Here is a 14,046-nt window from a genome sequence, read left to right on the forward strand (position 1 = left end):
TTTCGCGGCCGTGACGAAGGCACGTGTCGTGTTACGGCCGGATGAACGCGCCCCCTGGCCGGAACCGTTCGGTCATCCTTCCCCCTCCGGCCGGTCCCCGGCCCCACCACGCCGAACGGCCGTGACGGCCGCCCCGCGCGGACCGGATGCGCGGGGCGGCCGTCACGGCCGTATAACAACCGGGAATCGGCCCGGCGACGACGGGCCGGACGGCCGGCTCAGACCGCGAGGGCCACCTCGCCTCCCTCCGGCAGTTCGCCGGCGAGCCGCTCGGCGACCTCGGCGACCTCGGCGACATGCCCGAACTCGCGGGCCGCGCCCGCCACGGTCTTGCGGATGCGGTTGTTGACCCGCTCCGAGCGGAGCCGCTTGGCCACCCCGAGTGCCTGCCCGGCCAGGGCGGCGCACTGCTCGGGCTCCCGCTGCAGCAGGTGGACGGTGGCCATCCCCGCGAGGTTGAGCGCGTACGACCGCTGGTGGCCGCCGCCGTCCTCCCCGCACTCCCGGCCGAACAGCTCCACCGCCTTCCCCATGGCGGGCTGCGCGAGCGAGGTGTACGCCGGGCTGCGGCCCGCCACGTAGGCGAGGTCGCGGTAGGAGTGGGCGTTCTCGGCGTGCAGTTCGGCCTCGGAGAAGAACGTGATCCAGCCCGGGTCGGTGTCGTCCCGTCCGGCGTCGGAGAAGGCGTCCTCGGCCATCCGCACCGCTCGGTGACACTTGTCGGGCTTGCCCAGGTTCGCGTACGCGCGTGCCTCCATCGCGTACAGCATGGCCTGGGTGCGGGGCGTGGCTCCGGCCCGGCCGCCGTACTGCGCGAGGTGGATCAGCTCCAGCGCGTCCTCGGGGCGGCCCAGGTGGATCATCTGGCGGCTCATGTTGGACAGCACGTACGAGCCCAGCGGCCGGTCACCGGCCTCCTTGGCCGCGTGCAGGGCGAGGACGAAGTACTTCTGGGCAGTCGGCTGGAGCCCGATGTCGTAGCTCATCCAGCCGGCCAGTTCCGACAGCTCGGCGGTGACCCGGAACAGCCGCCGCCGCACCGGCTCGGGGTGGGAGTCCTGGAGCAGGTCGGTGACCTCGTGGAGCTGGCCCACGACGGCCTTGCGCCGCAGCCCTCCGCCGCACTGGGCGTCCCACCCGCGGAACATCACGACGGTCTGCTCCAGCAGTTCCAGCTCCGGGCCGGACAGCCGGGGCGCACGGCGCCCTCCCCGGTCGGCCGCCGGCGGGGCGGGGGCGTCCGGTCCGCCGGGCGCGGGCACCAGCCAGCGCTGCATCGGCTCGATCAGGGCGGGACCGGCCGCCATCACCAGGGAGGTGCCGAGGAAGCCGCGGCGGGCCAGCATCAGGTCGCTGCGGGAGAACTCGCCGATCATCTCCACCGTCTGCGGCCCCGTCCAGGGCAGGTCGACGCCGTCGGCGGAGGCGGTCCGGCGGCAGGCGCGCAGCCCCAGGTCCTCGGCGGAGACCACACAGCCGAAGCGTTCGGAGAACAGCTCGGAGAGGATACGCGGGATCGGTTCGCGGGGCTGCTCGCCGTCCAGCCAGCGGCGTACCCGGGAGGTGTCGGTGCTGATGTGGTGCGCGCCCAGCCGGCGTGCGCGGCGGTTCACCTGCCGGGCCAGCTCCCCCTTGGACCAGCCGCTGCGCACGAACCACGAGGCCAGCAGCTCGTTCGGGCGCTTGCCGGCGGCACCGCCGCTGCTGTCGTTGCCGCTCACTGGAAAGCCCCCATTCCGACCCGTGCACGGTCCTCGGACCGGACCGCGTGCCGTGGAGCGGACATGCGGGCGGTGCGGATGCGCGCCGGGCGTCTTCCGTGTGGTTCCGTCCTTGCGTGAACCGAAAGTAATCCTACGATCACTGATCCGGCGAGTGAAATTGCAAAACCGCCACCATTCGCCACCCCTTCGGGTGAACCGCAACCCCGGTCCCCCGGGGTTCACTTGGTCGTGGAGAGGAGTACGACCGCCGAAGGGAACGTACGGCCGGCACCGGGCCGCCGCATCGCGTACCGGTGCACAGCCGCCTCGTGACCGACCGCGCACAGGACCCGTTGGAGGGGGCATGGGTTTCACCATCGGCAGCATCCGGGAGAGGCGGGGGCCGCGGGAACCACGGCCCGGCGCCAGGCGCCGGGAACGCGCCCCGGTGTACACGGCCGTCGCCGAGTACACCGGTCTGTGGGGCTGGGATGTCGTCCCCGGCGCCCGCGCCGTGCGCGGCGGGGGCCGCGTCCGGTGTTCCTGCGGAGCCGTCCGCTGCCCCTCCCCCGGTGCCCATCCGCTGACGGGAACGCCCGGGGTACCGGCGGGTGCCGGTCTCGACGAGGCCGCCCGGGTGTGGGAGCGGGTCCCCGGCGCCGCGCTGCTGCTGCCGGTGGGCCGGGCGTTCGACGTGATCGAGGTGCCCGAGGACGCCGGACGTCGCGCGCTGACCCGGCTGGAGCGGATGGGCCTGCCGGCCGGACCGGTCGCCGTCACCCCGCACGGCCGCGCCTGGTTCCTCGTGGCTCCCGGCGCCGCGGCCGGGCTCCCCCGGCTGCTGTACCGGATGGGCTGGGACGACGCCGTACTGGATCTGCGCGGCCTCGGCCCCGGCGACCACATCACCGCCCCGCCCTCCGACCTGGGCGGCCTCGGCCCGGTCCGGTGGCTGCGGCCCCCCGCCCCGGAGACGGCGGAACGCCCCCCGCAGGCCCGGCTCCTGCTGGGGACCCTGGCGTACGTCTGCCACCGCGAGTTCCCCCCGGGCTGAGACCGGGGGCCGGCGGGCCGGGGCGGCGGGCGCGAGCGGCGGGCGGTCAGTCCCCGATCAGGGCGTCCACGAACGCCTCCGGCTCGAACGGGGCCAGGTCGTCCGCGCCCTCTCCCAGGCCCACCAGCTTGACCGGCACCTTCAGCTCGCGCTGGACCGCGATGACGATGCCGCCCTTGGCCGTGCCGTCGAGCTTGGTGAGCACGATGCCGGTGACGTCCACGACCTCGGCGAAGACCCGTGCCTGGATCAGGCCGTTCTGGCCGGTGGTGGCGTCCAGGACCAGGAGCACCTCGTCCACCGGGCCGTGCTTCTCCACCACCCGCTTGACCTTGCCCAGCTCGTCCATCAGGCCGGCCTTGGTGTGCAACCGTCCCGCCGTGTCGACCAGCACCACGTCGGCGCTGGCGGCGATGCCCTCCTTGACCGCGTCGAAGGCGACCGACGCCGGGTCGCCCGCCTCCGGGCCGCGGACGGTACGGGCGCCCACCCGCTCGCCCCAGGTCTGGAGCTGGTCGGCGGCGGCGGCGCGGAAGGTGTCGGCCGCGCCGAGCACCACCGACTTGCCGTCGGCGACCAGCACCCGGGCGAGCTTGCCGGTGGTGGTGGTCTTGCCGGTGCCGTTGACGCCCACGACCAGCACCACGCCCGGCCGCACCACGCCCTCGGCCGAGACGCCGCCCTCGGTGTGGACCGTGCGGTCCAGGTCGGTGCCCACCAGGGCCAGCAGTTCCTCGCGCAGCAGGGCGCGCAGTTCGGCGGTGGTGCGGGTGCCGAGCACCCGCACCCGTTCGCGCAGCCGCTCGACCAGCTCCTGGGTGGGGGCGACGCCGACGTCGGCGGTGAGCAGGGTGTCCTCGATCTCCTCCCAGGTGTCCTCGTCGAGATGGTCGCGGGAGAGCAGCGTGAGCAGGCCGCGGCCCAGGGTGTTCTGGGAGCGCGACAGGCGTTCGCGCAGCCGCACCAGCCGTCCGGCGGCGGGCTCGGGGGTCTCGATCCCGGGCACCTCGGGCGGGGCGGGGGCGCCGGCCTCCTCCACCACGGCGGCGTCCGTGGCGCCGGCGGGGGGCAGGTCGACCTCTTCAATGGTGCGCCGCCCCTCGTCACCGGGAGGCTCGGCCTCCTCGCCGACCCGGGGTTCGGAGGGGGGCGGCGCGGTGACGGTCGGAGGGGCCGGGCGGCCCGGCGGCGGTGTCTTCTTCCGGCGGGTGGCGGTGACCACCAGGCCGCTGACGGCGGCGACGGCGACCACGGCGATGACTACGGCAAGGATGACGATGTCCATAACGTGACCCAGTATCGGCCACGGTCGGCCGTCGCACGGTGCGGTCGGCCCCGGCCGGGTCAGCGCAGCCGCTGGCTGATGACCTTCGACACCCCGTCGCCCTGCATGGAGACGCCGTAGAGCGCGTCCGCGACCTCCATGGTCCGCTTCTGGTGGGTGATCACGATGAGCTGGGAGCTCTCCTGAAGTTCCCGCATGATCCCGATGAGCCGCTGGAGGTTGGTGTCGTCCAGGGCGGCCTCGACCTCGTCCATGACGTAGAACGGGCTGGGCCGGGCCTTGAAGATCGACACCAGCAGGGCCACCGCCGTCAGCGAGCGCTCCCCGCCCGACAGCAGCGACAGCCGTTTGACCTTCTTGCCCGGCGGCCGGGCCTCGACGTCCACCCCGGTGGTGAGCATGTTCTCCGGGTCGGTGAGGACCAGCCGTCCGTCACCGCCGGGGAAGAGCCGGGAGAAGACGCCCTCGAACTCGCGGGCCGTGTCGTGGTACGCCTCGGTGAAGACCTGCTCGACCCGCTCGTCCACCTCCCTGACGACCTGCAGCAGGTCCGCGCGGGTCTTCTTCAGGTCCTCCAGCTGCTCGCCGAGGAAGCGGTGCCGTTCCTCCAGGGCGGCGAACTCCTCCAGGGCCAGCGGGTTCACCTTGCCGAGCTGCCGGTAGGCCCGTTCGGCCGCCCGCAGCCGCTTCTCCTGCTCGGCGCGGACGAAGGGGACCGGACGGTCGCGCGAGGGGCCGCCCGCGGCGGGGCCGCCGCCGTCCGCCGTCCCATCCGCCATCCCGGGCTCCGTCCCGTCCGCCGTCCCGTCCGCCGTCCCGTCCGCAGCCCCGGGCGGCTGCTCGCCCCCGACGGGCGGGGAGGGCGGTACGGGCTGGTCGGGGCCGTACTCACGGACCAGCACCGCCGGCTCCACGCCCAGCTCCTCCAGGGCTCTGGTCTCCAGCTGCTCGATCCGCAGCCGCTTCTCGGCGCCGAGCACCTCGCCGCGGTGCACGGAGTCGGTGAGCTTGTCCAGCTCGTCCTTCAGCTCCCGGCCCCGGTCCCGTTCGGCGGCCAGTTCGCGTTCCCGTTCGGCCTTCGCCCGCCGGGCGGCCTCCCGTTCCTCCCCGGCCCGGACCAGCGACACCTCCAGATGCGCCAGCAGTTGCCGGGCTCCGGCGGCGACGGCCGAGGCGACCTCGGCCTCGTGCCGCAGCCGGGCGCGGCGGCGTTCGGCGCGGGCCCGGGCCTCCCGCTCGGCACGGGCGGCGCGGTCCAGCGAGTCGGCCCGGCCGGTGAGGCCCTTGACGCGCTCCTCGTGGGTGCGGACCTGAAGACGGGCCTCCATCTCCGTCTGCCGGGCGTTGGCGCCGTCGGCGGCCAGCCGGTCCCGTACGGAGGTGTCCGGTTCCTCCTCGCCGGGCTGCTCCTCGGCCACCGCCAGCCGCTCGGCCAGTTCCCCGGCCTCCTGCCGGGCCCGCTCCAGCACCTCCTCGGCGCGGGCGACGGCCGCCGCCGCGCGCTCGGCCTCGCCGGCCGCGGCCCGGGCCTGCCCGCCCAGCCGGCCGAGCCGGCCGGCGATCTGCGACTTCTCCCTCTCGGCGGCGCTGCGCCGGGCGCCCAGCTCCTCGACCCGGGCGGCGCACTCCCGGTGCCGTTCCCGGGCCCGCTCCCGCTGCCCGGTCAGTTCCGCGACCCGGTCGTCCAGCTCCGCCAGTTCGGCGGCGGCCTCGTCCACCGACGCCCGGACCTCCAGCAGCGACGGCACGCCCGCGGAGCCGCCCTGCGCGAAGTGGGCGCCGAGCAGATCGCCGTCGGCGGTGACGGCGGTCACCTCCGGATGCGCGGTCACCGTCTCCACCGCGTCCCGCAGGGTGCCGACCACCACCACGCCGCGCAGCAGCCGCCGCAGGGCGGGCAGCAGGGCGTCCGGGCCCGACACCAGCTCCGCCGCCCGCCGTGTGCCCGGGATCTCCGGGATGCCGGGGGCCGGCTGCTCGGGGGCGCCGCCCAGGACCAGCGCCGCGCGGCCCGCGTCGTGCTCGCGCAGCAGCCGCAGGGCGTCGGCCGCGGCGGCGGGGCCGTCCACGGCGACGGCGTCCGCTGCCGCGCCGAGGGCGGCGGCGACGGGGAGCTCGAAGCCGGGGGTGACGGTGAGGAGCTCGGCGGCCGGGCCGAGCAGTCCGGCGAGCCGGTCCCCGGCGCCGAGCAGCGCGCCGGTGCCGTCCTTGCGGCGGAGTCCCAGGGCCAGGGCGTCGCGCCGGGCGGAGACCGCGGCCCGTTCCCGTTCCGCGGCGGCCAGCGCCTCGCGGGCCGCGCCCAGCTCCGTCTCCGCCCCGGCCAGTTCGCGTCTGGCGGTCTCGTGCTCCCCGGCCAGCTCGGCGTCGTCGGCGTCCAGGCCGTCCACCTCGGCCCGCAGCGTCTCGTACTCCTCCTGGGCCGCCGCGGCGCGCTCGGCGGCCTCCTGACGGGCGGCGGCCAGCCGGTCGATCTCGGCCTGGGCGGAGGCCGCCCGGCCGCGGGCGGCGGTGGCCTGGCCGTGCAGCCGGGCGAGTCCCTCCCGGCGGTCGGCGATGGCCCGGGCGGCGTCCTTGAGCCGGCGCTCCTCCGCGGCCAGGGCCCGTTCCAGCTCGGCCCGGTGCGCGACGGTGTCCTCCAGTGCCCGGCCGGCCGCCTCCAGCGCCGCGGTCAGCTCCGCCTCCTGCTCGCGGATCCGGGCGGCCTCGCGCTCCATGTCCTCCGGATCGCGTCCCCGGCGCTCCTCGGCGGGTTCGGCGGCGGCGCTTCTGATCCGGGCCTCGGCCAGGCTCTCGGTGCCGCGCACCCGTTCGGCGAGCTGGGAGAGCTCGTACCAGGTCTGCTGGGCCCGTTCCAGGCGCGGCGCGAGGTCCCCCACCCGCCGCTCCAGCTCGGTCTCGCGGCGCAGCGCCTCCCGCAGTTCGCCCTCCGCGGTCTCCTTGCGTTCCTTGAGGGCGGCCTCGTCGGCGAGTTCGGCCCGCAGGGCCGCGCGCAGGGTGACCAGGTCGTCGGCGAGCAGCCGCAGCCGGGCGTCGCGCAGGTCGGCCTGGATCACCGCGGCGCGGCGGGCGACGGCCGCCTGCCGCCCCAGGGGCTTGAGCTGGCGGCGCAGTTCGTCGGTGAGGTCCTGGACGCGGGCGAGGTTGGCCTGCATCGCGTCCAGCTTCCGCAGGGCCTTCTCCTTGCGTCTGCGGTGCTTGAGGACGCCGGCCGCCTCCTCGATGAAGGCGCGGCGGCCCGCCGGGTCGGCGTGCAGGACGGAGTCGAGCTGGCCCTGTCCGACGATGACGTGCATCTCGCGGCCGATGCCGGAGTCGGAGAGCAGTTCCTGGATGTCCAGCAGCCGGCAGGTGTCGCCGTTGAGCTGGTACTCGCTGCCGCCGTTGCGGAACATGATCCGCGTGATGGTGACCTCGGAGTACTCGATGGGCAGCGCGCCGTCGGAGTTGTCGATGGTGAGGGAGACCTCGGCGCGGCCCAGCGGCGGACGCCCGGCCGGTCCCGCGGTCCCGGCGAAGATGACGTCCTCCATCTTGCCGCCGCGCAGGGACTTGGCACCCTGCTCGCCCATCACCCACGACAGCGCGTCCACCACGTTGGACTTGCCGGATCCGTTGGGCCCCACGACGCAGGTGATACCCGGCTCGAACCGCAGTGTGGTGGCCGATGCGAAGGACTTGAACCCGCGCAGGGTCAGGCTCTTGAGGTGCACGTACCGGGACTTTACTCCCCGGTGCCGGTTTCCCGGCCGAGGTGAGTTTCACCGCTGATCGAGTGGGGCACATCACACGGTAAGCGCCACGCCGGGGCCGGAAACGACGAAGGGACGCCGAAGCGTCCCTTGCAGTTTTCTTCCAGCGGTTCGGCGCTGCGATCCTCTGTTCCGGCTGGCCGGTCAGGTGAGCGCAGGCTCCGCCTTGGATACGTCGATGCTGTCCAGCAGCGAGTCGCCGTGCCGTGCCGCGGCGGCCGACAGCGCGTCGTTCTCGGCCTGGATCCGTACGAGCTCGGATTCCAGGTCCTGAACACGCTGCTGCAGCCGTCGCATCTCGGCGAGGACTCGGGGGTCAGGGCCGCCGACGTAACCGAGAAGCGCCTTTGCCATGATGGATGGTCCTCCGCACTGAGTGACCGACCGATAACGGTGGTGGGTCGTGAGGGATTCGCAATCCGCGACACCTGTCGTACCTTCATTCCCAAGGCAGAACAGTTGCGGTGCGCGGGCTTCCAGCGTCTCACCAAAACTTTTTACGGTCAACACGATCACGCCACGCGCCCCGCAGCCTTGACTCGACGGCACTCAACTTGCCGGAGGGCTGACGGGGTCCTCTGGGATCACCGATGGCCGCAGCCTTGCACGTCGCAGGGCGAAAGGCAACAAGTTCCGATCACCTGACGGCAAAGCCCCGGTACTCGCCGCGAGGGCGGCCCCACATCTCGGTAACCCCCTCCACCCGGCCCGGCGTATCACCCGTACGGAGCCACTCCAGCAGCAGTTCGCAGCGGTCCCGCGGTCCCTCGGCGACCACCTGGACACGGCCGTCCCCGAGGTTGAGCACGAAACCGTCCAGGCCGCCGATCCGCAGCGCGTTGGCACGGGTGAACCAGCGGAAGCCGACTCCCTGCACCCGTCCGCGCACCCAGGCCGTCATCCGTACGGCGTCTCCGGCGGCCGCGCGCTCCCTCCTCTCCACCGCGTCCCCCGCCGTCCCGCCCGCTTCTCCCGCCGTCCTCCCGGTCATGAACGCACGCTATCCGGACGGAGACCCCGGGCGCCCGCCCGCTGTGCGCTTTCTCATGCTCCGATCATGCTCATGTTTACGCCGTCCCGACCCCCGTACCGCCATGGATGCCGTACAGTCCGCGACAACGGGTCTCACTCGTTCGAGTGATGCAAGTGACGCCGATCATGTAGAGGACTGCAGTAGATGGGACGCCACCGACGCGCCAACCCAGCCCCCGCACCGGCCCCCGTCCCCGCCGCGCGTGCGGCGGGCGGCCGACACCGCGGCCCGCAGCGCAAGCGGAGCGCGGCCCCCGTGCGCACCGGGCTCCTGGGTGCATCGGCCGCCATGGCGATGGGCGCCGTGGCTGTCGCCTCCGGTCTGATCCCCGGGCCGAACGGCACCTACACCGTCGGCGGTCCCGGCAACAGCTCCGACATACGCACCGGTGGCCTGCCAGACCTGCAGACCCAGGGAGCATCCACGCCCCCGGCGGCCGGCCCCGCCGGAGCGGAGTCCCCCTCCTCCCCGGGCCGCGGCGGTGACCGCAGCTCCGCCCCCGGCTCCGGCAGCCCCTCCTCGCGGGGTTCCGAGAAGCCGGAGAAGACGCCCTCGGGCAAGCCGAGCGAATCGCGGTCGGCACCGGAGTCGGCTCCCCCGCGCGCCGACGCCCCGCCCTCGGCCGCCGGGAACGACGCCTCCAGGACACCGCCCGCCCGGTCTCCCGAGACACCCCGGAAGCCGCCCGCCGAGGAGACGGGGGACACCGTCCCCAGCAGCCCCTCCGGCAGTGACGCGGCGAAGACCGCCGAGGCCGAGGTGCTGAAGCTGGTCAACCTGGAGCGGGCCAAGGCCGGCTGCCGCCCGGTCACCGCCGACCCCGAACTGGCCGAACTGGCCGGGGAGTTCAGCGAGGACATGGCTGTGCAGGGCTTCTTCTCCCACACCAGCCCCAACGGCGACACCCCCTGGGACCGCGCCGAGGCCGCGGGCATCGACAACCTCGGCGGCGAGAACATAGCCCGGGGCCAGACCGATCCCGAGGCCGTGGTGGAGGCCTGGATGAACAGCCCGGGCCACCGCGCCAACATCCTCAACTGCGACTACCGGACCCTGGGCGTGGGCGCGCACTTCGCCGAGGGCGGCCCGTGGTGGACGCAGAACTTCGGCTTCTGACACAGCGGTGACCGGCGCGCTCCGGCCCCGGCCCGGTCTCCGGGCCGGGGCCGGAGCGCGTGAGCGGCGGGCGGATCGGGTGATCAGCGGGGCGGGCGCTGGCAGCGGGGACAGAAGTAGCTGGAGCGGTTCATCCAGGGGCTGCGGCGCAGCGGGGTGGTGCAGCGGTGGCAGGGCAGCCCTTCGCGGCCGTAGGCGTCCAGGGAGCGGTCGAAGTATCCCGACTCCCCGTTGACGTTGACGTAGAGGCTGTCGAAGCTGGTGCCGCCCACCGCGAGGGCCGCGTTCATGACATCGCGGACGTGTCCCAGCAACTCGGCCGTGCGCGGGCGGGTCAGGCCGGCGGTGGGGCGGTCGTAGTGGAGACGGGAGCGCCACAGCGCCTCGTCGGCGTAGATGTTGCCGACCCCGCTGATGAGCGACTGGTCGAGCAGGGCACGCTTGACGGTGCTGCGGCGGCGGCGCAGGGCGGCGTGGAAAGCCGCCTCGTCGAAGGCCGGGTCCAGCGGATCGCGGGCGATGTGGGAGATGACCTCGGGCAGGCCTTCGGCGGTGGTGCGATGCAGCGACAGCCCGCCGAAGGTGCGCTGGTCCACGAAGCGCAGTTCGGTGCCCGCCCCGTCCGCGAAGCGGATCCGTACCCGCAGGTGCTTCTCGCCGGGCGCCTCGCGGGGCTGGACGAGCAGTTGTCCGCTCATGCCGAGGTGTGCCAGGACGCAGTGGCCGGTGCCCTCCAGCGGCAGCCACAGGTACTTGCCCCGGCGCAGCGGCGTCCCGACGCGCGCACCGCGCAGCCGGGCGGCGAAGTCCGCCGCTCCGGCGAGATGGCGGCGGACCGCGCGCGGGTGCAGCACCTCGGTCTCGGCGACCGTACGGCCGGCGATCCAGCGCTCCAGTCCGCGCCGGACGACCTCGACCTCGGGCAGCTCGGGCAATGACGGCTCCTCGTCACGAAGGCGGAGTCCGGGACGCACGGCGGCGGGTGCCGCGGTGCACACCCCGCCGCCCACCCGCCCCGGACGGAGGCGGGTGGGCGGTGGGTGGACGGCGGACGGACGGCGGGCGAAAAGGGGACGGGCAGGGAAAACGCGGGTGAGCCGCGCGCACGGCCGGGGCCGGACGGGGTCAGGACACCTTCTCGGTGGCCTGGCCCGCCTTCTGGTCGGCCGCGCTCCGGATCGCGCGCCAGGCGGCCTCGGCCGCCTGCTGCTCGGCCTCCTTCTTGCTGCGGCCGGTGCCGGTGCCGTACGCGACACCACCGACGCGGGCGGCAGCCGTGAAGGTCTTCTCGTGGTCGGGACCGGTCTCGGAGACCACGTACTCGGGAACCCCGAGCCCTTCGGCCGCGGTCAGCTCCTGGAGGCTGGTCTTCCAGTCCAGCCCGGCGCCCAGGCTGGAGGACTCCTCGATCAGTGGATCGAAGAGCCGGTGCACCAGTTCGCCCGCCGCGTCCAGTCCCTGGTCGAGGTAGACCGCGCCGATGACGGCTTCCAGGGTGTCCGCGAGGATCGACGCCTTGTCCCGGCCGCCCGTGCCCTCCTCGCCCCGGCCGAGCCGGACGAAGGCGCCCAGGTCGAGACCGCGGGCGACACCGGCGAGCGCACGGGAGTTGACCACCGCGGCACGCAGCTTGGCGAGCTGCCCCTCGGGGAGCTCGGGATGAGTGCGGTAGAGCGTGTCGGTGACCACCAGACCGAGGACGGAGTCCCCCAGGAACTCCAGCCGCTCGTTGGTCGGAAGCCCACCGTTCTCGTACGCGTAGCTGCGGTGCGTCAGCGCACGCGTCAGAAGGGCGGACTCGAGCCGGTACCCGAGCCGCCCCTCCAGCAGCGTGTGGGACGAGGCCGCATCCACCAGACCCGCCTGCGCCTCGGATTCGCTCCCGCCGCGGCGGGAGGAGGAGCCAGGCGTCGTGGCGTCTGACATGGAGCCCGTCACCCGCCGATCAGACCTCGAGGACCTGGCGGCGGTTGTAGGTGCCGCAGTTCGGACAGGCGATGTGCTGCAGCCTGGGCTCCTGGCAGCGCTCGCACTTGACCAGGGTGGGGACCGCAGCCTTCCACTGCGACCGGCGGTGGCGCGTGTTGCTGCGCGACATCTTCCGCTTCGGAACAGCCACGGCTATTTCTCCTGTGGATCGTCCCCGTCGCTGCGGGGTTCGTTGTCTTCGTCCTTCTCGCCGTTCCCCATGGAACCGGCGAGTCCTTCGAGTGCCGCCCACCTGATGTCGACGGCCTCGTTGTGGTCGTGACCGGGATCGTCCGCGAGCCGCGCCCCGCATCGGGGGCACAGTCCGGGGCAGTCCTCCCGGCACACCGGCTGCAGCGGCAGTGACAGCACCACCGCGTCCCGCAGCACGGGCTCGAGGTCGAGCAGGTCACCCTCGAGCCGGAACATCTCCTCGTCCTCGGCGTCGTCGCCGGCGTCCGCGTAGCGGCTCCGGTCGTCGGCGTCGGGGTAGGAGAACATCTCCTGGAAATCCGCTTCGCCCTCCTGCTCCAGCGGCTCCAGACACCTTACGCACTCCCCCGTCAGCGGCGCACGGACGGTGCCCGTGACGAGCACTCCCTCCATGACCGACTCCAGGCGGAGGTCGAGTTCCATGGCCGCGCCCTCCGGCACCCCCACGACCTCGGTGCCCAGGTCCTTGGGGGCCGGAACCGTGCGGGAGAGCCGTTTGAGCGCACCCGGACGACGCCCCAGCTCGCGCGTGTCGAACACGAGGGGGGAACGGGAGTCGAGGGGGGCTTTCAGGGCTTCCTGCTTTCTACGGTCTGACACCGGAGGACTCCGTCCCGCTCCGCTTGCGGCGGGCGGTCCGGGCAGCCGGACGTCGCGGGCGAGCCACGACCGAAGAGCCAGGATACTGGACAGGCCGCTTTGCTCCCAATCCGGCCCGGCCGGGGTGGTTACCGGTCCTGCTCGTACTGCTTCAGCTGCGCCATGTCGATCATGCCGGTGTCGAAGAAGCTGGTCTCGTCGAGCGCCGCGGGCTGCTGCTGGGGCTGGTACTGCGGCGGGGCGGGGACGGCGTCCTGCGGGTAGCCGTAGCCTCCGCCCTGCTGCTGGTCCTGCGGATAGCCGTAGCCTCCGCCCTGCTGCTGGTAACCGTACGGATCGGCCGCCGGCTGCGGCTCGTAACCGGCCTGCTGCGACTGCCGGGCGTAGTACGGATCCGGCTCCTGCGGGTAGCCCTCCTGCGGGTAGCCGTAGCCTCCGCCCTGCTGCTGGTCCTGCGGATAGCCGTAGCCTCCGCCCTGCTGCTGGTAACCGTACGGATCGGCCGCCGGCTGCGGCTCGTAACCGGCCTGCTGCGACTGCCGGACCGCCGCGGGGGCGGGGGACGCCTGGGCGGCGGCGAGGTCGGCGAAGTAGTCGGCGTCGGACTGCTGGTCCTGACCGTCCTGGGCGGCCAGATGCGCGGCCAGGTCGTCGATGGGACGGTGGCCGGTGAGCTTCTGCCGGCCCCGGCCGACCGCCTCCAGGGTCTTGGTGAGCACCGCTTCGAACGCCCGGAACTGGGTCTCCACGTACGCGTCGGCGCGCTCCCGCAGCTCGGCGGGATCGGCGGAGCGCTCCGGGATGTCCTCGTCGGACTCCCCGCCGCCCTCGCTTCCGTAGCCGTCGGCCCCCGGGCCGCGGCCCAGGAGCTTCTCGCGGCCCCGGTCGACCGAGCCGATGGTCTTGCTCAGGACCACCTCGAAGTTGGCGAGCTTGCTGTCGACGTAGTCGTCCGCCTCGGCGCGGATCTCCTCGGCCTCCCGGCGGGCCTGGACCAGGATGCGGTCGGCCTCCTCCTGGGAGCGGCGGGCGACCTCGGTGCCGGAGATCAGCGCGTTGCGTTCGGCCTGTGCGGACTCGATGATCCGCTGGGCCTCCTGCCGGGCCCCGGCGATCGTCTGCTCCCGGTCGCCGAGCAGTTCCTGTGCCTGGGCGAGCGAGCCGGGCAGTGCCTGCCGCACCTCCTCCAGCATGCCCAGCAACTCCGCGCGGTTGACCACGCAGGAGGCCGACATGGGCATGGATCGGGCGCCTTCGACCGCCGCGACGATGTCGTCGAGTTTCTGCTGTACGTCCACGGAAGCGACTGTACGGGCAGTGGCCGC

Annotated in this window: 12 protein-coding genes; 2 read left to right on the forward strand and 10 right to left on the reverse strand. The window is 73.7% G+C overall.

Annotated elements, in window-relative coordinates; genetic code table 11:
- Positions 1-218: 218 nt before the first annotated feature.
- Positions 219-1,721, reverse strand: a complete 1,503-nt coding sequence (gene nsdA / locus CUT44_RS05890; RefSeq protein ID WP_100201089.1) for a transcriptional repressor NsdA — start codon at positions 1,719-1,721, stop codon at positions 219-221.
- A gap of 346 nt (positions 1,722-2,067) precedes the next feature.
- On the opposite strand from nsdA, the gene CUT44_RS05895 reads away from it, so the two are divergent.
- A complete protein-coding gene (locus tag CUT44_RS05895; RefSeq protein ID WP_100201090.1) occupies positions 2,068-2,757 on the forward strand; it encodes a bifunctional DNA primase/polymerase in 690 nt (229 codons plus the stop codon).
- Positions 2,758-2,803: 46 nt separating this feature from the next.
- Here the strand turns inward: CUT44_RS05895 and ftsY are convergent, their stop codons facing one another.
- The 4 genes from ftsY to CUT44_RS05915 all read right to left on the reverse strand — a co-directional run bounded on the left by ftsY (position 2,804) and on the right by CUT44_RS05915 (position 8,692).
- The gene (ftsY, locus tag CUT44_RS05900) at positions 2,804-4,042 is read right to left on the reverse strand and encodes a signal recognition particle-docking protein FtsY (RefSeq protein WP_100201091.1); all 1,239 of its coding nucleotides are present in this window, start codon (positions 4,040-4,042) and stop codon (positions 2,804-2,806) included.
- Between the two features lie 59 nt (positions 4,043-4,101).
- Positions 4,102-7,752, reverse strand: a complete 3,651-nt coding sequence (gene smc, locus CUT44_RS05905) for a chromosome segregation protein SMC (protein WP_100201092.1) — start codon at positions 7,750-7,752, stop codon at positions 4,102-4,104.
- A gap of 183 nt (positions 7,753-7,935) precedes the next feature.
- Positions 7,936-8,145, reverse strand: coding sequence for a hypothetical protein (locus tag CUT44_RS05910; protein ID WP_100201093.1), 210 nt, complete (start codon positions 8,143-8,145; stop codon positions 7,936-7,938).
- Positions 8,146-8,428: 283 nt separating this feature from the next.
- Complete coding sequence (locus CUT44_RS05915; protein ID WP_199185626.1) at positions 8,429-8,692, reverse strand: acylphosphatase; 264 nt, start codon at positions 8,690-8,692, stop codon at positions 8,429-8,431.
- A gap of 276 nt (positions 8,693-8,968) precedes the next feature.
- Between CUT44_RS05915 and CUT44_RS05920 the strand changes: the two genes are divergently transcribed.
- Positions 8,969-9,940: a CAP domain-containing protein gene (locus tag CUT44_RS05920; RefSeq protein ID WP_100201095.1), complete on the forward strand. Its 972-nt coding sequence runs from the start codon at positions 8,969-8,971 to the stop codon at positions 9,938-9,940.
- 83 nt (positions 9,941-10,023) lie between these two features.
- Here CUT44_RS05920 and mutM read toward each other — a convergent pair whose 3' ends face one another.
- The 5 genes from mutM to CUT44_RS05945 all read right to left on the reverse strand — a co-directional run bounded on the left by mutM (position 10,024) and on the right by CUT44_RS05945 (position 14,019).
- The gene (gene mutM, locus CUT44_RS05925; RefSeq protein WP_100201096.1) at positions 10,024-10,875 is read right to left on the reverse strand and encodes a bifunctional DNA-formamidopyrimidine glycosylase/DNA-(apurinic or apyrimidinic site) lyase; all 852 of its coding nucleotides are present in this window, start codon (positions 10,873-10,875) and stop codon (positions 10,024-10,026) included.
- Between the two features lie 190 nt (positions 10,876-11,065).
- On the reverse strand, positions 11,066-11,866 hold the full coding sequence (gene rnc / locus CUT44_RS05930) for a ribonuclease III (RefSeq protein WP_199185624.1): 801 nt from the start codon (positions 11,864-11,866) through the stop codon (positions 11,066-11,068).
- A gap of 19 nt (positions 11,867-11,885) precedes the next feature.
- Complete coding sequence (gene rpmF, locus CUT44_RS05935) at positions 11,886-12,059, reverse strand: 50S ribosomal protein L32 (RefSeq protein WP_100201097.1); 174 nt, start codon at positions 12,057-12,059, stop codon at positions 11,886-11,888.
- A gap of 2 nt (positions 12,060-12,061) precedes the next feature.
- Positions 12,062-12,721: a YceD family protein gene (locus tag CUT44_RS05940; RefSeq protein WP_100201098.1), complete on the reverse strand. Its 660-nt coding sequence runs from the start codon at positions 12,719-12,721 to the stop codon at positions 12,062-12,064.
- Between the two features lie 128 nt (positions 12,722-12,849).
- Entirely contained in the window at positions 12,850-14,019 is a 1,170-nt protein-coding gene (locus CUT44_RS05945; protein WP_100201099.1) for a cell division initiation protein, read from the reverse strand.
- Positions 14,020-14,046 lie beyond the last annotated feature (27 nt).

Source organism: Streptomyces carminius, from assembly GCF_002794255.1.
GTDB classification, from domain to species: Bacteria; Actinomycetota; Actinomycetes; order Streptomycetales; family Streptomycetaceae; genus Streptomyces; species Streptomyces carminius.

Excerpts from the sequence above, each read along its gene's own strand:
- CUT44_RS05895 (WP_100201090.1), top strand. The coding sequence starts at position 2,068 with ATGGGTTTCACCATCGGCAGCATCCGGGAGAGGCGGGGGCCGCGGGAA.
- ftsY (WP_100201091.1), bottom strand. The coding sequence starts at position 4,042 with ATGGACATCGTCATCCTTGCCGTAGTCATCGCCGTGGTCGCCGTCGCC.
- CUT44_RS05910 (WP_100201093.1), bottom strand. The coding sequence starts at position 8,145 with ATGGCAAAGGCGCTTCTCGGTTACGTCGGCGGCCCTGACCCCCGAGTC.
- CUT44_RS05915 (WP_199185626.1), bottom strand. The coding sequence starts at position 8,692 with ATGACGGCCTGGGTGCGCGGACGGGTGCAGGGAGTCGGCTTCCGCTGG.
- CUT44_RS05920 (WP_100201095.1), top strand. The coding sequence starts at position 8,969 with ATGGGACGCCACCGACGCGCCAACCCAGCCCCCGCACCGGCCCCCGTC.
- rnc (WP_199185624.1), bottom strand. The coding sequence starts at position 11,866 with ATGTCAGACGCCACGACGCCTGGCTCCTCCTCCCGCCGCGGCGGGAGC.